This window comes from Frankia nepalensis, from assembly GCF_016786325.1.
Taxonomy (GTDB): domain Bacteria; phylum Actinomycetota; class Actinomycetes; order Frankiales; family Frankiaceae; genus Pseudofrankia; species Pseudofrankia nepalensis.
In genome coordinates, this window is record NZ_JADWYU010000134.1 from 21,178 (window position 1) to 46,109 (window position 24,932).

Sequence of the window (24,932 nt, forward strand, 5' to 3'; positions counted from 1 at the left end):
GCTCATCCGAAGGTGTGCCCGCGAAGTTCCCTCGTTGTTGCCGAGGAGTCATCCGCCGGCCACGGGCGGCTGGGCACACCACCTTCAGGTGGTCCCCGGTGGCGCCCTGGCGGCGGGCCGGAAGACGGCGGAGGGCATGTCGCCGCCCGCGACATGCCCTCCATGGCCACTGCTCGGTGAGCTGGGACTGTTCAGTTAGCTGGTGGGACCGTCCGCGGCCGGAGATCGTGGCTCCGTCGTGGTGGTCCGGGTACGTACCGCGACTGTCCCGCGCTAGGCGCGGCCCACGCCGCGGTCCGCGGACATGGTCGGACAGTCAGCTCACGGGCGCCTCGGCGATGCCGCTCCGAAGAGGTCTCCCACCGGTCTCGGCCGCGCGGACCGGTGGGAGCCTCCACGAACGCGGAAAGCCTCAGACAGTGAGCTTGTCGGTCTCGTCGTGGTACTCGACAGCCATCTCGCGGAGCTTGGAATCGTGCGACTTGGCGTGGTGCCGGCAGAACAACAGGTCGCTGCCGCCGGGCAGGACGACACGCACGTACGCCTGGGCGCCGCACCTGTCGCACCTGTCGAGGTTGGTCAGCGTCGGCTTGGTGGTAGTACCAGTCACACCCTCTCCAACTGTGTCCGGCGGCCAGACGTTCCAGCCTGGCCGTGTGAGCGGTCCCTCACATTTCGCTAGGACCTCCGGCCACGCGACGTCGATCATGATCGCGTGGCGTCCGGGTCATGCCGGCTGGAGTGGCGCCGTTGCGTCCAGAGCGGCCTTACCGCGTCCCGTTGGGTCTCGCCCTTGTGACCGCCGAGACAACCGTCTTCGTCACCCAAGGATCGTCGGGTACCTCTGCCAGGATGCCCGGGATCACAAACTGTGACCTTCGAGTTCGCCTGGTATAGGCCCTTGGTCCCGTTCCCCGTTCCAGGGGTCCGAGGGGTTGCCCCCTCGGGGGTTCCGCCCGCCTACGTGCGACGAGCGCCAAAGACGATGTCATCCCATGCTGGCACCGACTTGCGTCCGCGTCGACCGCCTCCGGCACGTTCGCCGGTGCGCGGGGCGTTGCGAGGGCGGTTCGATGGCTGGGCCGTCCCGTTCCCCTCACCTTCCGTAGTGGCCGATCCGGGCGTCCTGTCCTGGTTCTTCCCAGTGGACTTCTCCGGTTTGTCCGACTTTTCGCCGGCCTTCGCCGCCGCGGCGGCGGACGCCGCGCGGGTGCCCGCGGCTCCAGGAGTTTTTTTCGTCACGTCGCCCTTCGCGGCGGCCGGCTTGGCCATCCCGGCGCCCTCCTCAGCCGACGCGCGGCGGGCCTGGGCCGAGGAAGCAGGCACCTTGGCGGGCGTCTCGGCCGCCGGCGGGCCGGCGGCTGGGCTCTCGGCGGCCGGTGGCTCGTCCTCGGCGAGGTCGACGGCGGCCTCCGCCCCCTCCGCCGGGCCGGCGGAGGGGGGAACCGGCTCCGCGACCGCCCTGGCGGCCTCCAGCGTGCTCGTGGCGCCCTGGACGGCGGCCAAGGCGCCCACGACGTCCTCGGCCGCGTGGAGGGTCTCAGAGACGGCCTCAGCGGCCTCCGCCACGGGGGGCGCCGTCGAGGCCGGCGTGCCGCGGGCGGGCCGGGGTGGCGCGACCGCGCGCCGTGGCGCTCGCGGGGCCGCCAGGGCCGGTCCGGCCGTGGCGACGGGCTCGACCTCGACGGGCTCGACCTCGACCGGCTCGATCCCGGTCGGCTCGGCGTCGAGGTCGGCGGCGGTGACGGGCGCGCTCATGCCGGGCTGCCTGGCTCGGCCGTCGATGGCCGAGCCCTCGGCCGGGGCGTCAGGGGCCACGGCGTCAGGGGCCAGGGAGTCGGGGGCTGGGGACCCGGGGACGCCCGCTCGCGCCGTGGCCGTGGCGCCGCGCGCCGCGGGCGGGAGCGTGGCCGGGGACGGCGGCGAACCGGGAGCGACGGGTGACGCATCGGCGGCGGGTGGCTCGTTCACGGCGGGCCGGACTGGGTCCGGCTCGGCGACCGGCCGGGCCGGCACCGCGGCCCGTGGCGGGGCCGCCGGCCGGGGCGGTACCGGCCGCGGCGGCGCGGTGGCCGCGCGGGGCGGCGCCGTCGCGGGCCGCGGCACCGCCGGCCTCGGTGGGCTCAGGTGGTCCGCCGGCTCATCGAACAGGTCGGCGTCCATCCCGAGGTCCAGATCGGTGTCATCCCGCTCCGGCCAGCGGCGCCCCTCCAGCGGCCGGGTCGGCCGTGGGTCGAGAGCGGGCGGCCTGGCCGGGCGGTGCGTCGCGGCCGGGCGGGGTGGGCGGCCGGCCGGCGGCGCGAACGGAACCCCGAGATCGAGATCGTCCGCTGGCGGCTGGCCGAAGCGCGCCCCGGCGGCGGGGTGCTCGGGCGCGGGGAACCGGAAGGGGCCGGCCGCCGGCGGCGGTCCCGCCGGGCCGGCCGGTTCCGCCCGTCCGACACCCGTCTCGAACGGGCCCGTGGGGAACGGCTCGTCGAACGGCTCCCGACCGAACGGGTGGGCGCCGGTGGGTTCCGCGGCATACGGGTCGCCTGGGAACGGGGCGAACGGGCGGTCCTCGGCGTCGTGCGCCGGGACTGGCGGATAGCCCGCCGGGGCGGGTCGTTCCGACGGATAGCCACCCCGGGGCTCCTGCCGGACCGGCGGCGGGGTCCCCGCGGGGTCGGCGAAGCCAACGGTCCCCCCGGCGGGTCCGGCGTAGCGGTCCGGCCGTGGCGGCTGCGGGTAGCCGAGCGGGTCCTGGTAGGGACCGCCCGGCGCGCCCGTCACCGGCCCGGCCCCGTCCTGAGGCGGCTGGTGCTCCGCCGGGTAGCCGGCCGACGGGTAGCGGGCCGCCGGCTGATGAGCCGCCGGGTAGAGCCGCTCCGGGGGCGCCGGCGCGGCAGGGAAGGCCGCCGGCGGGTAGGGGGCCGCCGGGTACGGCATCGCTGGGTATGGAGGGTGCTCTGCCGCCGGGCCCTGCGCTTCCGGGTACTCGGCCGCGGGGAAGGGCGCCGGCTGGGCGTAGCGGGGGCGCGCCTCGGTGGCGGGCGCGGTCGCCGGGCGAGGTTCGACGGGCGCCCGCTCGCGCATCGGGTCGGGCACCAGGGCCAGCGCTGGAGGGCTCTGACGAGCGGCGGCCGGCGCGTTCGCGGCCGGCGCGAGCCCCGCCGCCTGGCCGTCGGCCGGGTCGGGAGCGACCAGCGCGCGGGCCGCGTCGTCGTGCGGCCGTACCCGGCGGACCACCGGGTCCCAGGTCCACCGGGCGCACCGGCTCTCCGAGGTGAGCTGCACCAGCCAGATCCCGTCCACCCGCCGCCAGGCGTCCCACTGGGCGGCTTCCGGGTCGTCCTGCCCGGCCAGCAGGCGGGCGTCGACGACCTCGCCGAGCGGACGCCCGGGCGCGCCGCCCGGATCCTTCGGCAGCAGCGCCGCTCGGGCCTCCTGCACGACCCGAGCGCGTTCGGCCAGCACGGGTCCCTCGTAGCGCTCGACCCGCTCGACCGGGATTCCCGCGGCGCGCGCGACGTCCGCCGCGGTCTCGCCGGCCCGCAGCCGGGCCTGGATCTCCCGCGGGGTCAGCGCGCTCTCGGTGCGGACCTCGCTGCGCCGCGCGCCGCGCAGCGCCGAGCGCAGCCGGTCATCGACGGGCACCCGGAACTGCTCGGCGTCGGACCGGCCGTTCGCGTCGGCGAGCACGAGGTAGCCGCCGTCCTCGCTGAGTGCGACCGCCCGCAGCTCGCGCATGGCGCCATCTCCTCCCGTCACCGCCGTACCGCCCGTGCCCGGCCGGCGCCCGCGCCGTGGTCATACTGGCCCACAGCCGCCCACCGCCGGCGGGCCGTGGCCCGCCGCACATCGTCGCGCGTCGCCGCCGCCGGGGCGCACCGAACCCGTCAGGTGCGCCGAACCCGTCCCCGGTTGGGCCGGGTGAAGGTCCTCGGGGTGGTGGCCGTGGAAGCGATGGGCGCGCGGACGAGGAGCCCGCGACGGTGTGCCCCAGGACAGCGGCCGCGGCTGGCGCGACCAAAAAGCATGGTCGCACCTCCTTTGGCCGGCTGGCCCGTGCCGGGCACCGACACGCCTAGTCTGCCGCCATGACCGGGTCGCGGCGATGTTCACCGGGCCGTCCCGGCGTGTCGCGGGAGCGCGGAGCGCCCCCGCGTGGGCGGACGCTCCGTGCCCGCCCGGACCCGCGCCGAAGTCGGTCCGCGCAGCCGCGGCCGCAGCCGCGGCCGAGTCCGATCCCGATCACGGGTCGGGCGGGTGGCTGGGCTGGCGCGGGCAGGCCGCCGTCGCCTGGCGCTTCGCGTTCGATCGCCGTGCGGGCCCGGCCAGCCAGGCGCCGTGTCCACGGGACGGCGCTCTCAGGGCGGAGCGGCTCGCGACCGTGGCCTGGGGATCGGCTGCTCAGGGGCGGCGGCCGCCGGGCGGGCGGGTGGCCGGCGGGCGTCGGCGGACGGCCCGAGACGGGACGCGCGGGCGGGTCTGGTCGACGCCCGCGGACATCGCCGCCCCGATGATCCCTGCCTCGTTGCGCAGCTGGGCTGGCACGACCTTGGTCTGCACCGTGAGCAGGTGGAGGAACTTGTCGGCCCGCTTGCTCACCCCGCCGCCAATGATGATCAGGTCGGGCCACAGCAGCGCCTCGAGGTGGCCCAGGTAGCGGCTGACGCGCTTCGCCCAGTGCTCCCAGGACAGGTCCTCACGCTCACGGGCGGCGTCGGAGGCCCGGGTCTCCGCGTCGTGGCCCCCGAGCTCCAGGTGCCCGAGCTCGGTGTTCGGGATGAGCTGCCCGTGCAGGAACAGCGCGGTGCCGATGCCCGTCCCGAACGTGGTCATCACGACCAGCCCAGGCACGTCGCGTCCGACACCGAACGCCATCTCGGCCACGCCGGCCGCGTCCGCGTCGTTGATCACCGTGATCTCCCGGCCGCTGAGCGGCTCGGCGAGCGTGGTGGCGACGTCGGTACCGATCCAGCTTGACGAGACGTTCGCCGCCGTCTGGGCGACTCCGCCCCGCACGACAGCGGGGAAGGCGACGCCGACGGGGCCCTGCCAGCCGAACTGCCCGACCACCTCGGCCACCACCGCGGCGACGGCGGCGGGCTCGGCAGGACTTGGGGTGGGCAGGCGCACCCGCGGCGCGACCAGGGTGCCGTCGTCGGTCTCCACCGGCGCGCCCTTGATGCCGGACCCACCGATGTCGACCCCGAAGACCCGCATCCGTTCCCTCTCTATCTCCGGCGCTGTTCCCGGCGCTCCACGCGCCGGAAGCCGGCACCGTCGCGGTCATTCCACCGTCCCACGACCGCCGATGCCCGTGCCGCCGTCTCCGGGTAGTTCGCTGCGTGGCCGCCGCCGGCTGACCCGCTCGCGCGGGCCGGTCCTCGCGGCCCGTGGCGGCCCGGCCCAGTGCCGGGTGGCATGCCTCGAGCGCGCGACGGTAGGCGTGGCCAGGGGTGGACGGCCCGAAGTTCAGGCCATTGGTCCTGAAAGCCGCTGACCAGTGGCGGCCTGGCGACTTCGCCGTGCCGCCGTAGTGTCCCAGGCCTGGCGGCGCTACCGCGACCGCCTGTCGGCGCGCGCCCATACGCTGTTGGACGTGCAGCTCATCGATACGTTCGGCCGGGTCGCTACCGACTTGCGGGTGTCCCTGACCGATCGTTGCACCTTGCGGTGCACATACTGCATGCCGGCCGAAGGAGTGCCCTGGCTCCCCGGGGCCGACGTCCTCTCCGACGACGAGGTCGTCCGGCTGGTCGGGATCGCCGTCGACCGCCTCGGCGTCACCGAGGTCCGGCTCACCGGAGGTGAACCGACGCTGCGCCCGCGTCTGCCCGAACTGGTGGGCCGGCTGGCCGGGTTACGGCCCCGTCCGGAGCTCTCGCTGACCACCAACGGCCTCAGCCTGGCGCGCACCGCCGGCGCGCTGCGCGCGGCGGGCCTCGACCGGGTCAACGTCTCGCTGGACACGGTTGACCCGGAGCGGTTCGTCGCGATCACCCGGCGGGACCGCTGGCACGACGTCGTCGCCGGGCTCGCCGCCGCCGAGGCCGCGGGCCTGCTTCCGGTGAAGGTCAACGCGGTCCTGACCCGCGGCGTCAACGAGGACGAGGCGCCGACGCTCCTGCGCTGGTGCCTGGAACGGGGCTATGAGCTCCGGTTCATCGAGCAGATGCCGCTGGACGCCCAGCACGGCTGGCAGCGCTCGACCATGGTCACCGCCGCGGAGATACTCGCGGCCCTGCACGCCGAGTTCCAGCTCACGCCGCTGGGCGGCCGAGGCTCCGCCCCGGCCGAGCTGTTCGCCGTCGACGGCGGGCCGGCCAGGGTCGGCGTCATCGGTTCGGTCACCGCGCCGTTCTGCGCCGCCTGCGACCGGGTCCGGCTTACCGCCGACGGCCACGTGCGCAACTGCCTGTTCGCTCGCGAGGAAAGTGACCTGCGCACCCCGCTGCGCTCCGGCGCGAGCGACGACGAGATCGCCGAACGCTGGCGCAAGGCCGTCTGGGGCAAGCGGCCGGGGCACGGCATCGGCGAGCCGAACTTCCAGCAGCCAGACCGGCCCATGTCCGCGATCGGCGGCTAGTAGGACTTTGTCGAGTTGCTCCGACCAGCGCCTCTTCATGGGGCCACTCCGGGCGGCTGGAGCATCATGGCTGGTATGGCTGCTGACGGCTGGGACGCCGTGGTGCTGGCTGGAGGGCGGGGGCGCCGGCTCGGCGGGGCCGACAAGGCGGCGGTAACGGTCGGCGGGCGTACCCTGCTCGGCCGGGTGCTGTCCGCGCTGCTCGCCGCCGAGCCGGCTGTCGGCCGGATGGTGGTGGTCGGGCCGCCCCGGCTCGAACTGGACCGGTATGGCGCCCGGGTCGTCCAGACCGTGGAGGACCCGCCAGGTGGTGGCCCGGTGGCCGGTCTCGCGGCCGGTTTCGCGTGGGTGCGCGCTCCGTTCGTCGTCGTGCTCGCCGTCGACATGCCGTTCCTCACCCCCGCCCATCTCGCCGCGCTGCGCGCGGAGATGACGACGACGCCCTCAGCCGGGCCCGACGCGGACGTGGCGCTGCTGGTCGACCCGGATGGGCGGGACCAGCCGCTCGCGGCCGTCTGGCGGGTCGACGCCCTGCGGGCTGCCCTGCCGGCGGAGCCGGCCGGGCGGGCGATGCGCGCGCTGCTCGCCGGCCGAACGGTCGCGCGGGTGCCGGCGGACGCACGTGGCTGCCTGGACTGCGACGCCGAGCAGGACCTGATGACCGCGCGTGCCCTCGCCGCCAAGATGGGGCTGTGAGACGCGCCGTCCCCGGCCGGAGGGTACGCGATCATGGCGAAGCCTCGCGTGCCCGCGGGCCGCTGGCGGGCATGGCCGGAGGGTACGCGATCATGGCGAAGCCTCGCGTGCGCGTAGGTTCCTGGTAGGTATGGCCGGAGGGCACGGCGGGACACGCGGGCCAAGGGATGCGGCAGGAAGCGGGGCGAGGAGCCGGTGAGCGCACTGGAGGAGTGGGTCGCCAGGGCCGGCGCCGCGCTGGGGCTGGACCCGGCCGCGGTCGACGTGGCCGAACTGCTTGACCTGACCCGGGACGTCGCGCACGGCGTCGCCCGCCCCGCCGCGCCGTTGACCGCCTTCCTGGTCGGCCTGGCCGCCGGCCGCGCTGGCGGGACGCCCGCGGCGGTCGCCGACGCCGTCGGCACGGTCCGCGCCCTGCTCGCTGACGACGGTTCCGCCCCGCCGCCCACCGAGCACTGACCCTCACCGAGAATGTCCGGCCCGACGCCCGGCGCCCGGCGCCATCAGCCGGCGAGATCTGGCCAGATCCCAACCGGCACCGCCTCCGGACACGCGAGTGTCGCCAGTACTCAGCTCGGCTGGGGCGCCCAGCGCCCCGCCCGTGGTCCCGCGGGAGCGGCGATGGTCGCGCAAGCGACCGAGCCCGCGTTGTTGGCGACGAAACTGGCCGGGATCCCGACCTGGGGTTGGTCTGGCCCCCGGTATCTGGGGGTGGCTCAGTACCAGGTGGGTCGGGGCGCTCAGCGCCCCGACGGCGGAGCCGGGGTTCCTGCCGGATCGGTGGAGCTTGCGGAGCCGATCTGGGAGGTCCGGATGGTCGCCCCTAGGGCGACCTTGAGCCGACCGCCCTATGGCATCCGGAAGCTGCCGGTGTCGTCGAGGTAGCCACGCATGTCGATCGCCATGGTGTGCATCATGTCCTCGTCCGGCTCCGGCTCCGGCTCGCCCTCTGGCTCCTCGTCCCAGTCCTGGTTCCGCCAGCCCCGCCAGCGGGTCGTCTCGCCGGGGGCGCCGCGTCGCCCCCGGCCCCGGCCCTGCCGCCCGGGCGGCGCGTACTCATCCGCGTAGCCCTCGTCCGCGTAGCCGCCGTGAGCGCCGTCAGCGTGGTCGTAGCCGTCGGCGTGGTCGTAGCCGCCGCCGTGGTCGTCATGGCCGTCGCGCTCGCCGGCGGCGGCCGGGTACTGGTCGCGGCCGCGGTACCCCTGGCCATAGCCGTCGCCGTGGTCGTCCTCCCGGCCGCGGGGCTGGCCGGGGTAGCGGGCGTCGGGCGTGGATGGCCGCCCGTCCGCGCCGCGGGGTTCGTCGGCGGGGTAGCGGCCGTCGGGACGCCGGGCCGGCGGGTAGCCGCCGGGGCCGGGTGGGTAGCCGCCCTCGACGCGGCCCGGCTCGCCCGGCCCCGCGACGTACCGGTCGTCGGGTCCGGCGACCGGCGCGGGCTGGGCGTGGCCGGGGGCCTGGCGCTCGTGACGGGGCTCGGGCGGACCGTGCCACTCCCTCGGGTACCCAGGCGGCGCGGGGCCGCGCTCGGGCGTGCCCGCGGGTTCCCAGCCCGCCGGGCGCCGCGCCTGTTCGCCGTAGCCGTCGCCGCGGCGGCGCGGGCCGCGGTCGTCGCCGTCGTCGTAGCGGGCGGCCGATGGAGTGTCGGGCCGCCGGGATGTCCGCCTCGGCTCGTCGGGGTGTCGGGTGGCCTCGTCGCGTTCACGCCCACCGGCGGCCCGGTAGGGGCCGGCCGGAGCAGGCGGCGTCGCGCGTCGCTGCCCGGCGGGCGACCGCGGCTGGTCGGCCTCCTGGTCGTAGGGAGGACGATCGCTGTACCGCGATGAGCTGGGCCGCGGGAGCCGGGCCGGCATGCCCCGGGGGGGCGTGGCCGCGGCGGGCTCGGCGTCGTTCGCTGAGCGGGCCCGTGCCGGCCGGCGGGTCGCCGTGGCCGCCGCTGGTACCGGCACGGCCGCCCGGACGATCAGCGCGAGCACGGCGATCACCGGGACGGCGGCCAGCGCGGTGATCGGCCGCCACAGGGTAAGCCCGACGAGGCCGAACACGGCGACCACCGCGAAGAGCCCCAGGACGTGCCGCCCGCCGCCGCTCTGGCGGGCCGCCGCTCGAGAAGGCGCCCGTTGGCCGGGGTCGTCGCGGTACGCGTCATTGCCCCCGGCTGACCGCGTACGCGCCATGTCGACCAGTGTGCCCTACCGGACAGCGGCGCGGCCGGCGCGCCCGTGGGTTCGTGGTGTCCACCCGGCGTCGGGCCGATGGGCCCGGTCGTGACCGGGCTTGCCGCGGATGTGGGACAAGCGGCGACAAGCGGCCGGCGGCTCGGACGACCGCATACGGATTAACCTGTTGTAACTGTCATGTGTTACCGGTGATTTTAAGGAACGTTAAGAGACGTGGAGGCGTCCGCCCGAGTTGTGACGTGATGGGTGGATGGTCCCGTTGTCGCGACGGTATTCGGTCACGTCCAGTGGCGATGTGGTGGACGGCATCGCAGTGTGGAGCCAGCAAGCGTGACGCTGGGTACTCGCTTCTGGTGCGGAGAGTGTGCCCCTATCGCATTTGTCCGGACAGTGCGGACCGGGCCGGTCCGGGGCATACTTTTGTGAAAACGTAGTTTGACCATGGCTCAGTGCCGCACCATGGATTCGACCTCATATCGGGTGGAGGTTTGCCGTGGTCGCGGGAGCATCCGGTCGGCGTGGTTGGTCGTCCGTTGTCAGGGTCGCTGTCGCGGGAGTCGTGGCCGGCGCGCTCCTGTTCACGGCCGCCTGCGGGTCGGCCAACGACAGGTATGTGACGAACAAGTCCGCGGGCGTCTACGCCAAGCTGCCGGACGGCTGGAGCCAGGTCCAGATCCAGGACCCACAGCTGCTCGGCATCGACGCGCGCGAGATGAGCCCGGACATGTACATCGCGCTCTCGCAACGCCAGTGGATGACGAAGCTCGACGCCTCGGGGAGCACCGAGCCGACCAGCGCCCTGGCCCCGGACGCGCAGCTGCCGAACGGCTTCCTCCAGGTGCGCCAGCTGCTGCCCGAGGAAGCCAACACGATCTCCACCAACAGCCTGCGCGACCTGCTGGTGTCGGTCGACGCGGCGGTCGCGGCCCAGGAGGAGGCGATCCGCCAGGACCCGATCAACGCGCGGCTGCGGCCCGCCTTCCTGCTGCTGGTCGACGAGGTGGTCAAGAAGGACGGGGGCGTGCACGGCGTGCACCTCGTCTACCAGGTCGCCACGACGGCGGGCCTGGCGACCATCGACCAGACGAGCCTGCTCGACCGCGACCAGACGGTGCTCTACCAGCTGGTGCTCACCTGCACGGCGTGGTGCTACCTGCAGAACCGCCCGGATGTGAGCGAGGTCCTGAACTCCTTCACGATCAAGCCGGCGACCTGACGACCCTGACGACCCTGACGACCTGACGAGCGACGTACCGACGGACTGAAGGCGATAGTCATGGACCACAACGACCTCGCGGGGACGGTCGCCGAGGCGGCCGGCGACGGGGCCGAGGCCTCGTCGACCGGCGCGGCCTCGCAGGCAGGGCCGTCCGGCCCGGTGCGCAAGCGGCTCGCGCCGTGGGACCGGGCGAAGTTCCTCATCCTGCTGGGCGGCCTGTTCGCCTTCGTCGTCGCGGCGCAGGTTTCCGGCAACCCGCTGATGACCTGGGCCGACGCGATCAGTATTGAGGCCGAGCGGAGCTGGTGGCTGCTCGCGCTGATCGGAGTCGAGGTCGTCCGCCAGGTCCACATGGCCATCGGCGAGCGCTCGTCGAAGTACTACGTGTTCTGGACCGACCGGGTCTTCGGCCGGGCCGAGCGCCGGATGCTGAAGTTCAACGACTGGGACCGCTTCCGGATGAGCCGGGCGGCGAAGTGGGTCGTGACGCTGCTGGTGACGCTGTTCATCTATGCGCGCATCACCCACAAGTCGATGTTCGACGCCGTGGTCGCGGTGCCCAGCTCGATCTGGGGCGCGATCCCGATGCTGCTCCAGGTCGTCCTGCTGCTGTTCATCGTGGTCGGCCAGTTCGTGGCGATCTTCTGGTTCATGTCCAAGGGCGGGGTGGAGGTCTACTACCCCGACGACGTCAAGACGCGGTTCTCCGACGTCTGGGGCCAGGACCACGTCGTCTCCCGGGTAAGGGAGAACGTCTTCTACCTGGAGCACCCGGAGGAGATCGAGAGCAAGGGCGGCTATGTCCCCGGCGGCATCCTGCTGTGGGGCCCGCCCGGAACCGGCAAGACACTCATCGCGGAGGCGGTGGCGGGGGAGACCGGCAAACCCTACGTGTTCATCGACCCGGGCGCGTTCCAGGCGATGTTCATGGGTGTAGGCATTTTGAAGGTCAAGTCGTTGTTCCGCCGACTCCGCAAGCTCTCGCTGCGCTACGGCGGCGTCATCGCCTTCTTCGACGAGGCGGACAGCCTCGGCAACCGTGGCCAACTCGCCCAGGGGTTCAACCGCCGCGCCGAGCCCGCCCGCCCGGCGCGCGACGTCACGCTGGGGGCGCACGGCTGGCGGGCCGCGTCCTACGCCGACCGCCTCGACGACCTCGGCTGCAACGGCGTGCACTACCTGTCCGACCACGCCCGCGACGAGCTGGTGGCGCACCGCGCCGCGGTGGCCGGCCTCGGCGGGCGGGGGGCCGCCACGCCCGAGCGGGGCGGAGACGTCCACAAGGTGATCATGGGTGGCATGGGTGGCGGCGGCGACATGGGCACCCTGCAGGCGCTGCTCGCCGAGATGTCCGGTCTGAAGAAGCCGCGCGGCTTCCTCAACCGGGTGGTGCGGCGCACCCTGGGCATGAAGCCCAAGCCGCCGCCGAAGTACCGCATCCTGATCATGATGGCGACCAACATGCCGAACTCGCTCGACGAGGCGTTCCTCCGGCCGGGCCGGATCGACCGGCAGTACGAGGTCGGCTACCCGAGCAAGGCGGGCCGGATCAGGACCTATGAGGGCTACCTGGCCAAGGTGAAGCACGAGCTCACCGCCGAGCAGGTCGAGCGGCTGGCGACGATGAGCACCGAGGCGACCGGCGCCACGATCAAGGACACCGTCAACGAGGCGCTGTCCCAGGCGATCAAGGACGGCCGCGAGGTCATCGCCTGGGCGGACATCCTGCGGGCCCGGGTGATCAAGGAGCACGGCCTGCCCGACGACCACGAGCACATCGAGCGGGAGCGGCACAGCATCGCCCTGCACGAGGCCTGCCACGCCGTCGTCGCCTACCGGCTGCAGCGCGGCCGGGTCATCGACATGGCGACGATCGAGCGGCGCGGCGGTGTCGGCGGCTTCGTCGCCTCGGTGAAGCTCGAGGACAGCATGTTCCAGTGGAAGTCCGAGGTCGAGGTCCAGGTGATGGTGTCGCTCGCCTCCCTGGTCGGCGAGCGGATGTTCTTCGACGGCGACAACACCGTCGGCGTCGGCGGCGACCTGCGCGCCGCGACCTTCCTCGTCTCCCGGAACATCTCCATGGCGGCCATGGGCGAGACGATCTCGTCCTGGCTGAGCCTGGCGGACACCATGCCCATCAACCCGGTCGCCGTCGACGGCGACCGCCCGTTCGGCGAGCAGGTGGAGACGAAGCTGCGGGAGCTCTACCAGCGGACCGAGGAGGTGCTCGAGGCCAACCGGCACGAGGTGCTCGCCCTGACCCACGCGCTGGAGACGCACAAGACCATCTGGGGCGAGGACGTCGAGGCGATCATGGAGGGCCGGCTCGGCCCGACCGTCGACGGCCGGCGTTACCACGAGCCCGAGTTCAGGGAGATCGCCGAGGAGTACCACGACAACGCGCTGCGCGAGCACCTCGACGCCCCCGGTCACGACCGGCGTCGGATGCCCGAGCTCGACCGGGTCGCCGCCAGCGCGCCCCCCGGTCCGACGCCGGCCTCGCCGACGTCGTCGGTACGGGCGCGGCCGGAGTCCGAGTGGAGGAAGCCGGGCGCCTGAGCCCGCGCTACCCACGGGCGAGCTCGCCGACCGAGAGCCCGCCGACCGAGAGCTCGCCCACGGCGAGCCCGCCGACCGGCGAGCCCCGGCCAGAGGCGGCGACGGGCTCGCGTCCGCGGCTGCTCAGGCGGGCAGGCAGCCGGCGCGCGAGGCCGGCTGGCCGGCCGGCGGGGGCGCCTGCTCGGCGCCGCGGGTGGCGCCCGCCGGGAGGGAGGCCGCGGCCGTGACGCGGCGCAGCGAGGCCAGACCGATCAGGGCGGCGGCCAGCGCGGCGACGCCGGCCAGCACGAGTCCGGCCCGGGCGCCGAACGTCTGCGCGACGGCGCCGGCGATCGGGCCGCCGACCGGAGTGGTGCCGAGGAAGGCCATCGACCACAGCGACATCACCCGCCCGCGCATCCGCGGGTCGGCCGACAGCTGCACGGTCGCGTTCCCCGCGGAGATGAACGCGACGCTCGCCGCGCCGGTGAGGACCAGCGCGCCGACGGCGATGGTGAGGGTCGGCGCGGCCGCGGACGCCAACAGCAGGACGCCGAAGGCCGCGGCGACCGTGATCAGCGCCCGCACTCCGGTGACCCGGTGGCGCGCCACCAGCAGGCCGCCGGCCACGGCGCCCGCGCCCATCGCGCCGGTCAGCAGGCTGAAGGTGGCGGCGGTCCCGTGGAAGGTCTCCCGGGCGACCAGCGGCAGGGTCACCTGGAACTCGTAGGCGAGCGTTCCGGTCAGCACCATCATCAGCAGCGGGATCCGGATCCCGGTGGTGCGTATCGCGTAGTGGAAGCCCTCGCGGATCTGGCCCGGCGCCCTGGGCACGCGCGGCGTCGGGCGCAGCGCCGCGACGTCCAGCCTCCCCAGCGCCACGAGCACCGCGGCGAACGACAGCGCGTTGAGCAGGAAGCAGACGCCGGTGCCGACCAGGGTGATGGTGGCGCCGGCGAGCGCCGGGCCGATGACGCGGGCGGCGTTCATCGTCACCGAGTTGAGCGAGACCGCGTTGGGCAGCGTCTGGCGCCCGACCATCTCCTGCACGAAGGTCTGCCGCGCCGGGTTGTCCGCGGCCTGGGCGAGGCCAAGAGCGGCGGCGAAGATGATCACCATCCATAGTGCCACCACGTCGGTGATGACGAGGATCCCAAGGACCGCGGCGAGCAGCGCCTGCACGACTGCCGTACAGGCCAAAAGCTTGCGAGTGTTGGTCCGGTCGGCGATCAGACCGCCATATGCGCCGAAGAGCAGAATCGGCAGGAACTGCGCGGCGGTGACGACGCCGAGCATGGTGCCGGACGCGCCGAGCGACAGCACCAGCCAGCCGAGCGCCACCGTCTGCATCCAGGTCCCGCACATCGACACGATCTGACCGGTCAGGAACCGCCGGTAGTTCGGTACGCGCAGCGCGGCGAAGGTTCCCCCCACCGGCGGGCCGGCCGAGGCGGGGGAGCGGAGCCCCGCGGGGGCGGGCGGGCCGTCGCCGCCTGCCGGCGCGACCAGCGTCATCGTCTCCCCGTCGTCCTGGGCTGGCTTCCGCGACACCATCCATCCACCTCCGCCAGCCGTAACGCCGCCCGCCAGATAGTTATTTCACATCAGTTAACTATCTACGCCTGGCTCGGCCTGGGGCGGGATCGCCTCGGCGGCGTGAGGGGGGTGGGGGCGTCGGTCGGCCGGGCGGTCCCTTGATGGAAATTCGGCGCGAGCGCCCGTCGGTCGACCGGATGAGAGGCACAACTGACGGACAACGGCGCTCTGGTGGCGGGTCGAGTTATCCCGTAGAATACGAACATACGTTCGAATCGCCAGTGAGCCCGTGCCCGTGGGCCAGCTTCCCGGTACCGCCACCGTCGTCAGGGAAACGTGCCCTGGTGACGGCGGTGAGCCCGGGACCGGCACGCGGGGCGCGCTGGCCACGGAGGGGGTGGCACGGTGACCGAGGTCCCCGACGACCGCGCGGGCGCGCCCGATCCCGAGATCCCCGGCCACGCCGGCGCGGGCGCGGCGCGGGAGGCGCCCACTGGCCCGCGACCGCCGGCGGAGGGTCTCCAGGCGCGGCCGGCCGGCACGGGTGGTGAACGCGGCGACGCCGGCCCTTCGGGCCTCGACGACGACGCCCCGCCGAGTCCCGGCGAGGCGGCGGTCGACCCGGCGCGGCTTTCCGACCTGGAGCTCGCGACAGCCGTGATCGAGGGCCGGGCGACCGTCGACGCGACGACGGCCCGCTGGGTGCTGCTGGTCGGCGAGTTCGACCGCCGCTCGCTGTGGCTCGCCGACGGGGCGGCCTCGGCCGCCTCCTGGCTGCGCCGGGAATGCCGGATGAACGCCCCCACCTCGACGCACCTGCTCACGGTCGCGCGGGCGCTGCGCGACCTGCCCGCGACCCGAGCCGCGTTCGTCGCCGGCACGATCAGCTTCGAGCACGTCCGGGCGATCGCGCCGGCCGTCGGCCGGGGTTCGCCGCGGGCCGGCGGCGCCGGTCTGACCGGGCCCGACCGGCTCGAGCTGGCTCGGCGCGCCGACCCGATCTTCGCTCGGGCCGCGGCCTGGATGACCCCTCGCCAGGTCGCCCGCGTCGTCAGCACCTGGACCGACATCGCCGAGGCCTGACGGCGCCGGCCGAGGAGGAACCCCGCCGGGCACGAACTCGGCCGGTCAACAAGCAAGGAGCCCAACCAGCGCGGTCGCCGGCCCGGCCCGGGCCGGGCCGGACGCCCATCAGAGCACCTCGCCTCCGTTCCCGGGAATCCGGGCGAGGGCGACTCGGCGCCGCGGCGACGGCTGGGGCACGACCGTCAGATCTCCTCCTCGTACGTCTCGGCCCAGGAGTGGATCTTGGCTATGTAGGCCTTGGTCTCGGCGTAGTCGGGGATGCCGCCGGCGGCGCGGACGGCGTTCGGACCGGCGTTGTAGGCCGCCAGGATCAGGGAGACGCGGTCTCCGGGCAGGTCGCTGACCAGGCCGGCGAGGTGTTGTTCGTAATGAGCGGCGGACGGGATCGCGTCCAGGGGGTTGAGCGGGTCGGCGACCCCGTCGCCGTCGCCGTCGATTCCGAACTCGGCCCAGGTGCTGGGCAGGAACTGCATCATTCCGACGGCGCCGGCCCGTGAGACCGCCGACGAGTCGAAACGGCTCTCGACCCGGGCCTGCGCGGCGAGCTGGGCCGGGGTCAGCAGGCCGTACGCGCTCGCGGCTTCCTGGAAGACGGGTACGAGGTCCGCGGGAATCTCGCTGACGGGCTGGAGCGGCAGTACCTGTGAACAGCCGCCGAGAACGAAGGCGAGCGCACAGACCAGGCCCGCCACGAGAACCGGGGCTCGGGGCGACCGTTGACGGGACATCGCCTCATTCTCGCCGTCGAACCGCCGCGTTGTCCGGGATCTGCTCCTGGCTCGTCGCCACCAGGGCCCTGGGCCGCCTGTTCGTGCGCGCCGTCTCGTCGGACCGCTCGCGAGACCGACGTGGGGCATGCTGTACGCCGTGACGCAGCCTCCGGCCGAATCGGCATCCGCCCGCGGCGCGACGGCGCGGCCGGTGGTACCCGAAGGCCCGTCCGCCGACGCGGCGCTCGGCCCGCCGGCGGTCCACCAGGCGAACGGCGTGCCCGCGCAGGTGGCGCCACGGGACGGCTCGGCCGGCCGCGACGGCGAGGCGGCCGGCGGGTCCAACGACGCGGTCATCCGCCGCATCGAGCGCGCCAGCGGGCTGCTCGCGACGAAGGCCGTCGCCAGGATGGCCGAGCTGCTGCCCTGGTACCCGGGCCTGTCGGCCCGGTATCGAGCGGACATCCAACTGGTGGTGCAGGCGGGCATCGCGTCGTTCGTCGAGTGGTGCCGACGCCCGGAGCACGCCCGCGAGCTGTCGAGCGACGTGTTCCGGGTGGCGCCACGGGAGCTGGTGCGCGCGGTCAGCTTCCGGCGGCTGGTCGACCTGGTGCGGATCGCGGTCGAGACGATCGAGGCGGAGGTGCCGAACATCGTCGAGCCGGAGCACGAGCAGCGGGTGCTCGCCGACGTGCTGCGCTACTCCCGCGACATCGCCTTCGCCGGCGCCGTCGTCTACGCCCGGGTCGCCGAGGAACGCGGCGCCTGGGACGCCCGGCTGGAGGCGCTGGTCGTCGACCACGTCGTGCGCGGCGACCAGGACCGGGCGCTGTCGTCGCGGGCGGCCGCGGTCGGCTGGCGCAACCCGCCGGCGGTGACCGTCGTCGTCGGCGACGCGCCGCCGCAGGCCCCGGAGGCGGTCGTCGACGAGGTGCACCGGCTGGCGCGGGCGGCTGGGCTCGAAGTGCTCACCGGCGTGCACAACCAGCGCCTGGTGATGGTCGTCGGGGGCCGGTTCCGACTGGACGAGCACGGGATCGAGGCCGGGCCCGGCCCCGTGCCTGGCCCGGCCGGCGAGCCGGCCGGGCCCGTGACGGCGGGTTCCCCTGGGGCGGCGCCCGCGGCCGGGCGGGATGGTGACCCGGCGGGTGGCGTGCCCCGGGAGGCGGCGGCGCGCGCGGTGGCCGCCGCGACCGGCGACCCGAGCCGGCCGGCCCGCCGCGCCGCCGGGGGCGCGGCCGCCGCGCCGGTCGTCGACTCGGTGATGACGGCCGCGCAGGTGCTGATGTCGGCGTGCGGGCCGGGGCCGGTCGTCGTCGGCCCGGTCACGGCGGACCTGGGCGGCGCCGCCGAGTCGGCGCGCGTGGCCATCGCCGCGGCCGACGTCGTCGCCGCCTGGCCGGCCGCGCCGCGGCCGGTGACGGCGCGCGCCCTGCTGCCGGAGCGCGCGCTCGCCGGCGACGAGCGGGCGCGGCGCGTGCTCATCGACGAGGTGTACCTCCCGCTGCGCGACGCCGGCGCGCCGCTGCTGGAGACGGCGGGCACCTATCTGGATTTCGGCGCCTCGCTGGAGGCGACCGCGAAGGCGCTCTACCTTCACCCGAACACGGTGCGCTATCGGTTGCGGAAGGCCACGGAAGTCTGTGGGCTGGACACAGGCGACCATCGGCAGCGTTTCACGTTGCACATCGCGTTGTTGCTGGGTCGTCTCGAGGCGGCGCGCCTGGCGAGCCACCGGGCGCCGCCGGCCTCGGGCTGACGCCGCCGGCCTCGGGCTGACGCCGCCGGCCTCGGGCTGACCCGGTACGACCGGCGAGCGCGAGCGCGCGGCCGGGGCGCGACGGTCTCTGATGACCCGCCGGGAAGGCGGCTGTATGTCAGGAACACAGCGACTCACCTCGTGCGTGACCTACAGGTCGCGCGATGCGAACATGGCCGTCGATCGGGTCGCCGTCCCTGCGAGAACGGTCACATCGCCCGACTTAACGGCCCTGTCACACGATTATCGGCCCGAGTCTCGCCGGGTGGCTAAGGTACCCGTTCAGGGTCTCGGGTTTGTAGGAGCTCTACAAAGAGCCGTCGGCACATCGGTGAGTGGCCACCAGCGACAGCCGGCGGCCGTGAAGGGTTAGGTAGATAGGTGCTCGCGATCCTCGCACCCGGCCAGGGCGCCCAGACCCCAGGCATGCTCCACCCGTGGCTCGACCTTCCGGGCGCCACCGCGCGGCTGCGCTGGTTCTCGGCCGCCGCGGGCCTCGACCTCGTCGAGCTGGGCACGGAGGCGGCCGCCGAGACCATCAAGGACACCGCGGTCGCGCAGCCGCTGATCGTCGCGACGGGCCTGCTCGCGGCCGAGCAGCTGGGCCTGCCCGCTCCGGGCGCCGTGCCGGCCGGCGCGCCGCTCGTCGCCGGGCACAGCGTGGGTGAGATCACGGCGGCCGTGCTCTCGGGCGCGCTCCCCGCCGAGACCGCGCTGGTGCTGGTGGCGCTGCGCGGCCGGGCGATGGCCGAGGCCTCGGCGCGCACCCCGACCGGCATGTCGGCGGTTCTCGGTGGCGACCCGGAGGAGGTCGCCGCGCACCTCGAGGGCCTGGGACTCACGCCCGCCAACCGCAACGGCGCCGGCCAGATCGTCGCGGCCGGTGACCTGGACGCGCTGGCGAAGCTCTCCGGCGAGCCGCTCGCAGGCACGCGGGTCCGCCCGCTGGCGGTCGCCGGCGCGTTCCACACCCACTTCATGGCCTCGGCCCGCGACACGCTCGCCGAGGTGGCCCCGGGAGTGCGCGCGGGCACGCCGCGGCTCGGCCAGGTCTCCAACGCGGACGGGGCGGTCGTGACCGACGGCGCCGACATGCTCGGCCGGCTCGTCGGCCAGGTCTCCGCGCCGGTGCGCTGGGACCTGTGCATGGCCACCCTGCGCGAGCTGGGCGTGACGGCCGTCATCGAGCTGCCGCCGGCCGGCACGCTCGTCGGCATCGCCCGCCGGGAGCTGCCGGGCGTGAAGGCCCTCGCGGTGAAGAGCCCCGCTGACCTGGCCGCCGCCCGGGAGCTGCTCGCCGAGCACCTCGGGCCCGCCGCCGTGACGATCCCCGCGCCCGCCAGCGAGCCCGTCCCCGCCGGCACCACTGACCGTGTCACTGAAAGCGCCACTGACCGAGTCACGCCGACCGCGGGGGAGCTCGCATGAGCACGGGAGCACGGGTACTCGGCTTCGGCACGTACCGGCCGGTCCGGGTCGTCACCAACGACGACCTGGCCCAGCGGGTGGTGACCTCCGACGAGTGGATCCGCAGCCGCACCGGCATCGCCACCCGGCGGATCGCCGACGCGGACGAGACCACCGTGATGATGGGCGCGGCCGCCGCCGAGAAGGCGCTGGCCGCGGCCGGGATCACCGCGGACGACGTCGAGCTGGTGATCACGGCGACCTGCACCAGCCCGTCGCAGATCCCGGGCGCCGCCCCGCAGATCGCGCATCGGATCGGCGCGAACGCCGCCGGCGCGCTCGACATCAACGCCGGCTGTGCCGGCTTCTGCTACGCGCTGTCCCAGGCGGCGGACACGGTCCGCGCGGGGACGGCCCGGCACGTGCTCGTGGTCGCGACCGAGAAGCTGTCCGACTACGTCGACTGGGACGACCGGTCGACGTGCATCCTGCTCGCCGACGGCGCCGGCGCCGCGGTGGTCGGGCCGGGCGAGCGCGACGAGATCGGCCCGGCGGTCTGGGGCCACGACGGCTCCCGGCCGGACGTCATCCGGGTACCCGGCCACGGCGACAACCTGTTCCGGATGGAGGGCCAGGCGGTCTTCCGCTGGGCGATCACGCTGGTCCCGGCGCTGCGCAGGATCTGCGAGCGGGCCGGGGTCGCCCCGGAGGAGCTGGCCGGCATCGTGCCCCACCAGGCCAACCTGCGCATCATCGAGGCGCTCGTGAACGGCCTGGGCGCCAAGGACGCGGTCGTCGCCCGCGACGTCGTCGACTCGGGCAACACCTCGGCCGCGAGCATCCCGCTCGCGTTGTCCCGCCTGCTGGACGCCGGTGAGCTGCGGCGCGGCGACCCGGTCCTCCTGTTCGGTTTCGGCGCCGGGCTGACCTACTGTGGCCAGGTCATCCGATGCCCCTGAAGGGCGTGGGTGGGCGGGACGGGCAACCCCCGCTCGCCGCACCCCGGTGTCGAGCCCCGCTCGACCGAAGGAATCATTGCCCGCGGCTGACATCCGCACTCTGACCCGCACTTCACTGCCCGATCAAGAAAGGTCCCCGATGTCCCAGACTGATGTCCTCGCCGGTCTCGCCGAGATCCTCGAGGAGGTCGCCGGCGTCGACCCCTCCGACGTCACCCCCGAGAAGACCTTCATCGACGACCTGGACGTCGACTCGCTGTCGATGGTCGAGGTCGTGGTCGCGGCCGAGGAGAAGTTCGGCGTCAAGATCCCGGACGACGACGTGAAGACCCTCAAGACCGTGGGTGACGCTGTGTCGTACATCCAGCGGGCGGGTGTCGCGGCGTGACCAGGTCCCCTAGGCGGGTCGTCGTGACCGGCCTCGGGGCGACCACTCCGCTCGGGGGCGACGTGGCGTCCACATGGGAGGGCCTGCTCGCCGGCCGGTCGGGCGTGCGCCTGCTCACCGAGGACTGGATCGACACGGTGCCGGTCCGCATCGCCGCCCCGCTCGCGGTCGAGCCACCGCTCGGGCGCGTCGAGGCCCGCAAGCTCGACAGGACCCAGCAGATGGCGCTGGTCGCGGCCCGGGAGGCCTGGGCGGACGCCGGTTCGCCCGAGGTCGACCCGCTGCGGCTGGTCGCCTCGGTCGGCTCCGGCATCGGCGGCGTGCTGACCCTGCTCTCCCAGCACGACGTGCTGCGCGAGCAGGGAGCCCGTAAGGTGACTCCACACGTGGTGCCGATGCTGATGCCGAACGGCCCGGCGGCTACCGTCGGCCTGGCGTTCGGCGCCAAGGGCGGGGTGCGGGCGCCGGTCAGCGCCTGCGCGTCGGGTACCGAGGCGATCGCGCTCGCCTACGATCTGATCAAGTACGGCCGAGCCGACGTGGTCATCTCGGGTGGCACGGAGGCGGCGATCGCTCCGCTGCCGATCGCCGGGTTCGCGCAGATGCAGGCGTTGTCGAAGCGCGAGGACGACCCGACGCTGGCCTCGCGGCCGTTCGACAAGGCCCGCGACGGGTTCGTGCTCGGCGAGGGCGCCGGGATTTTGGTACTGGAGGCCGAGGAGCACGCCCTGGCCCGAGGCGCCCGGATCTACGGTTACCTGGCCGGGGCCGGGATCAGCTCGGACGCATATCACGTGGCCGCCCCTGAGCCGACCGGCGCCGGAGCCGCCCGGGCGATTCAGGAGGCGTTGGAGACCGGCGACCTGACCCCGGCCGACGTCGTGCACGTCAACGCGCACGCGACGTCGACCCCAGCCGGTGACGTCGCGGAGTCCAGGGCGCTGCACATGGCCCTTGGCTCGGCGGCGGCCGGGACCGCGGTGACGGCGACGAAGTCGATGACCGGGCACCTGCTCGGCGCGGCGGGTGCCGTCGAAGCCGTGATCACGGTGCTGGCGATGCGGGACCGCATCGTCCCGGCGACCCGCAACCTCGACGCGCTCGATGACGAGGTCGAGCTGGACGTGGCGCGGATCGACAACCGGACCATCAAGTCGGGCGCGGCGCTGTCGAACTCGTTCGGGTTCGGCGGACACGACGTCTGCCTGGCGTTCACGCCCTGAGAGCGGGCGCGGTGAACGGCCAGTTCACCGCTGTTCCGGAGGTTCGGGAATCGTCGGGTGGTCCGTATCCGGATATGGACCATCCGACGGGTCCCGTGGCGTTCATGGCGCCAACGACGGCGCCGATGGCCTGGCGGGTTTTTCGGTGATCCCGTGCCGCCCGCGTGCAGGCCGACGGGCCGGGGTACCCGCTGATCTCCGCGGGGCTCCAGGGATCCGCGTCAGCGGGTCGCCGGAGCGAGCGGAGGTTGGCGGGGGAGGCGTAAATCGCCCCTACGTAACCGCGAGATCGCCCCGCGTAACAAGGATGTGCACCGCGGTCGGCCGCGCGCAGCGGACCGGCTGCCCAGGAGCAGACTGTTCGCCGTCGCAGGCTAAGGAGATTACCCGGTGAGTCTGTCCACGATGGAACTCGTCGACCCCCGTACCCCCATTGCCCGACTGCACCGCTTCTTTGACGAAGACTCCGTCAACCTGTTCGCCGCGCCCGACACGTCGGGCGTCGTCGCGGGGCAGGGACTGGTCGACGGCAACGAGGTCGTCGCGTTCGCCACGGATGTCACGGTGCAGGGCGGCGCGATGGGACGCGATGGCTGTGCGCGCATCGTCCACGCCATCGAGTCCGCGGCCCGGATGGGTGTGCCGGTGGTGGGCATCTGGCACTCCGGCGGCGCCCGGCTGCAGGAGGGCGTCGCCTCGCTGGATGGCGTGGGCCGCGTCTTCGCCGCGATCGTGCGCGCGTCGGGCCGGATCCCGCAGATCTCGCTGGTGCTCGGCGCGGCCGCCGGCGGCGCCGCGTACGGCCCGGCGCTGACCGACCTCGTGATCATGGGGCCGGACGCGAAGGTGTTCGTCACCGGCCCGGACGTGGTCCGCTCGGTGACCGGCGAGGACTGCACCGCCGACAGCCTCGGCGGGCCGGACACGCACTCCAAGAAGAGCGGCGTCGTCCACCTGACCTGCGAGTCCGACGACCAGGCGATCGAGACGACCCGCCACATCGCCGCGCTGCTCGCCGACCAGGGCGACATCGGCGAGGTGGAGCCGCGCGAGCTCGCCAGCTTCCTGCCCGAGTCGCCGCGGCGCGCGTATGACGTGCGGCCCCTGGTCGGCGGCATGGTGGACGACGGCTTCGTCGAACTCCACCCGAAGTGGGCCCGCAACATCGTCACCGCGCTCGGCCGGCTCGGCGGGCGCACCGTCGGCGTCGTGGCGAACAACCCGCTGCGTCGCGGCGGCTGCCTGGACTCGCTGTCGGCGGAGAAGGCGGCCCGTTTCGTCCGCCTGTGCGACTCGTTCGGCGTCCCGCTGATCGTCCTCGTCGACGTGCCCGGCTACCTGCCCGGCGTCGGCCAGGAGTGGGAGGGCGTGGTGCGCCGCGGCGCGAAGCTGCTCTACGCGTTCGCCGAGGCCACGGTGCCGCGGGTGACGGTGGTGACCCGCAAGGCGTACGGCGGCGCGTACATCGCGATGAACGCCTCCTGCCTGGGCGCGACGGCCGTCTACGCCTGGCCGACGGCCGAGATCGCGGTCATGGGCCACGAGGCCGCGGTGAAGATCCTGCACCGGCGCACGATCGCCGCGGTGCCGGCGCAGCGTCAGCCGGAGGTCATCAAGAACCTGGCCGAGGAGCACGCGGTCACCGTCGGCGGTGTCGACAAGGCCGTGGAGCTCGGCGTCGTGGACGCGGTGGTCGAGCCGATCGACACCCGCGGCGCGGTCGCCGCCGCCATCGCGGACGCGCTGGCCGCGGGCCGCCCCGACAAGAACGTCCACGGCAACATCCCGCTGTAGTCAGCCAGCGGCCCCGGCGCCGCCCAGGCATGCGGACGCCCGGCCCCGTCACACCCGACGGGCCCGGGCGTTTCCCATGGCGGCCCAGTCCACGATGCGGCCCGCCCATGGTGGACCGAGTCCGGCGCGCGGGCGGGTATCCGGGCGCCTTGCGGCGGCAGGTCTGGCAGGCTCAGCGGGGCCTCGGGGTGATGGTGGCGGCTGGCTCCGCGGCCTGTCGCCAGGAGGGACGACGATGACCAGCGCGCAGGTGCTCGTGGACGCGTTCGGGCGGATCAGGGAGGTCGTGCACGAGGCGGTGGCGGGGCTGTCCGCCGAGCGGCTCAACCACCGCCTCGACGGGCGGGCGAACTCGGTGGCCTGGCTGGTCTGGCATCTGACCCGGGTGCAGGACGACCACGTCGCCGAGGTCGCGGGCCGGGAGCAGGTGTGGACGTCGGCGGGCTGGTACGACCGGTTCGCCCTGCCGCTGCCGCCGGAGTCCCACGGCTACGGGCACACGTCGGCCGAGGTCGACAGCGTGCGCGTCGCCGGCCCGGCCCTGCTCACCGGCTACTACGACGCCGTGCACGACGAGACGCTGCGGTTCGTCGCGGGCCTGTCCGACGCCGACCTGGACCGGGTCGTGGACGAGAGCTGGGAGCCGCCGGTGACGCTGGGCGTCCGGCTGGTCAGCGTGATCGCCGACGACCTCCAGCACGCCGGCCAGGCCGCCCTGCTGCGCGGTCTCCTGCTGGGCGGCTGATGCGGGCCGGCTGACGCGGACCGGGGCGCGGGAGGCACGGGACGGCGTCGCGCCGCTGCCCACCCCGCCCCCGGGCCGGGGGGGGGGGGGCCGGCGGCGCCCCCCCCCCGCGGCGGCGCCC

The 24,932-nt window shown here is 74.3% G+C and carries 19 protein-coding genes; 13 read left to right on the plus strand and 6 right to left on the minus strand.

Going from position 1 to position 24,932, the window contains the following annotated elements; translation table 11 throughout:
• Positions 1-412: 412 nt before the first annotated feature.
• From I6A81_RS18450 to ppgK, 3 genes are all read right to left on the minus strand, one after another.
• Entirely contained in the window at positions 413-610 is a 198-nt protein-coding gene (locus I6A81_RS18450) for a DUF7455 domain-containing protein (protein WP_203004821.1), read from the minus strand.
• Positions 611-960: 350 nt separating this feature from the next.
• Complete coding sequence (gene sepH, locus I6A81_RS43545; protein WP_238429680.1) at positions 961-3,729, minus strand: septation protein SepH; 2,769 nt, start codon at positions 3,727-3,729, stop codon at positions 961-963.
• A gap of 663 nt (positions 3,730-4,392) precedes the next feature.
• Positions 4,393-5,208 (minus strand): polyphosphate--glucose phosphotransferase, encoded by an 816-nt coding sequence (ppgK, locus tag I6A81_RS18460; RefSeq protein ID WP_203004822.1) that lies wholly within the window; start codon positions 5,206-5,208, stop codon positions 4,393-4,395.
• Positions 5,209-5,587: 379 nt separating this feature from the next.
• On the opposite strand from ppgK, the gene moaA reads away from it, so the two are divergent.
• The 3 genes from moaA to I6A81_RS18475 all read left to right on the plus strand — a co-directional run bounded on the left by moaA (position 5,588) and on the right by I6A81_RS18475 (position 7,729).
• A complete protein-coding gene (gene moaA, locus I6A81_RS18465) occupies positions 5,588-6,574 on the plus strand; it encodes a GTP 3',8-cyclase MoaA (RefSeq protein ID WP_203004823.1) in 987 nt (328 codons plus the stop codon).
• Positions 6,575-6,649: 75 nt separating this feature from the next.
• Positions 6,650-7,270 carry a molybdenum cofactor guanylyltransferase gene (gene mobA, locus I6A81_RS18470; protein ID WP_203004824.1) on the plus strand — a complete coding sequence of 207 codons (621 nt, stop codon included), beginning with the start codon at positions 6,650-6,652 and terminating at the stop codon, positions 7,268-7,270.
• Positions 7,271-7,465: 195 nt separating this feature from the next.
• Entirely contained in the window at positions 7,466-7,729 is a 264-nt protein-coding gene (locus tag I6A81_RS18475) for a DUF6457 domain-containing protein (protein ID WP_203004825.1), read from the plus strand.
• Between the two features lie 389 nt (positions 7,730-8,118).
• On the opposite strand, the gene I6A81_RS18480 is transcribed toward I6A81_RS18475, so the two are convergent.
• The gene (locus tag I6A81_RS18480) at positions 8,119-9,444 is read right to left on the minus strand and encodes a hypothetical protein (RefSeq protein ID WP_203004833.1); all 1,326 of its coding nucleotides are present in this window, start codon (positions 9,442-9,444) and stop codon (positions 8,119-8,121) included.
• Between the two features lie 562 nt (positions 9,445-10,006).
• Between I6A81_RS18480 and I6A81_RS18485 the strand changes: the two genes are divergently transcribed.
• Positions 10,007-10,663 (plus strand): hypothetical protein, encoded by a 657-nt coding sequence (locus tag I6A81_RS18485; protein WP_203004826.1) that lies wholly within the window; start codon positions 10,007-10,009, stop codon positions 10,661-10,663.
• Between the two features lie 60 nt (positions 10,664-10,723).
• The gene (locus tag I6A81_RS18490) at positions 10,724-13,225 is read left to right on the plus strand and encodes an AAA family ATPase (RefSeq protein WP_203004827.1); all 2,502 of its coding nucleotides are present in this window, start codon (positions 10,724-10,726) and stop codon (positions 13,223-13,225) included.
• Positions 13,226-13,348: 123 nt separating this feature from the next.
• Here the strand turns inward: I6A81_RS18490 and I6A81_RS18495 are convergent, their stop codons facing one another.
• The gene (locus I6A81_RS18495; protein ID WP_238429682.1) at positions 13,349-14,758 is read right to left on the minus strand and encodes an MFS transporter; all 1,410 of its coding nucleotides are present in this window, start codon (positions 14,756-14,758) and stop codon (positions 13,349-13,351) included.
• 387 nt (positions 14,759-15,145) lie between these two features.
• Here I6A81_RS18495 and I6A81_RS43550 point away from each other — a divergent pair, with 387 nt between their 5' ends.
• Positions 15,146-15,823, plus strand: a complete 678-nt coding sequence (locus I6A81_RS43550) for a DUF222 domain-containing protein (RefSeq protein WP_203004828.1) — start codon at positions 15,146-15,148, stop codon at positions 15,821-15,823.
• 185 nt (positions 15,824-16,008) lie between these two features.
• Here the strand turns inward: I6A81_RS43550 and I6A81_RS18505 are convergent, their stop codons facing one another.
• Positions 16,009-16,554, minus strand: a complete 546-nt coding sequence (locus tag I6A81_RS18505) for a lytic transglycosylase domain-containing protein (protein WP_203004829.1) — start codon at positions 16,552-16,554, stop codon at positions 16,009-16,011.
• A gap of 127 nt (positions 16,555-16,681) precedes the next feature.
• Here I6A81_RS18505 and I6A81_RS18510 point away from each other — a divergent pair, with 127 nt between their 5' ends.
• The 7 genes from I6A81_RS18510 to I6A81_RS18540 all read left to right on the plus strand — a co-directional run bounded on the left by I6A81_RS18510 (position 16,682) and on the right by I6A81_RS18540 (position 24,811).
• A complete protein-coding gene (locus tag I6A81_RS18510; protein ID WP_203010247.1) occupies positions 16,682-18,295 on the plus strand; it encodes a helix-turn-helix domain-containing protein in 1,614 nt (537 codons plus the stop codon).
• A gap of 381 nt (positions 18,296-18,676) precedes the next feature.
• A complete protein-coding gene (locus I6A81_RS18515; protein WP_203007566.1) occupies positions 18,677-19,723 on the plus strand; it encodes an ACP S-malonyltransferase in 1,047 nt (348 codons plus the stop codon).
• A complete protein-coding gene (locus tag I6A81_RS18520; protein ID WP_203007567.1) occupies positions 19,720-20,661 on the plus strand; it encodes a beta-ketoacyl-ACP synthase III in 942 nt (313 codons plus the stop codon). The genes I6A81_RS18515 and I6A81_RS18520 overlap by 4 nt, the downstream gene beginning before the upstream one ends.
• A gap of 139 nt (positions 20,662-20,800) precedes the next feature.
• Entirely contained in the window at positions 20,801-21,049 is a 249-nt protein-coding gene (locus I6A81_RS18525) for an acyl carrier protein (protein WP_203007568.1), read from the plus strand.
• Complete coding sequence (gene fabF / locus I6A81_RS18530; protein ID WP_203007569.1) at positions 21,046-22,272, plus strand: beta-ketoacyl-ACP synthase II; 1,227 nt, start codon at positions 21,046-21,048, stop codon at positions 22,270-22,272. The genes I6A81_RS18525 and fabF overlap by 4 nt, the downstream gene beginning before the upstream one ends.
• A gap of 390 nt (positions 22,273-22,662) precedes the next feature.
• Positions 22,663-24,066: an acyl-CoA carboxylase subunit beta gene (locus I6A81_RS18535; RefSeq protein ID WP_203007570.1), complete on the plus strand. Its 1,404-nt coding sequence runs from the start codon at positions 22,663-22,665 to the stop codon at positions 24,064-24,066.
• Positions 24,067-24,301: 235 nt separating this feature from the next.
• Entirely contained in the window at positions 24,302-24,811 is a 510-nt protein-coding gene (locus tag I6A81_RS18540; RefSeq protein ID WP_203007571.1) for a mycothiol transferase, read from the plus strand.
• The last annotated feature ends 121 nt before the right edge of the window (positions 24,812-24,932 follow it).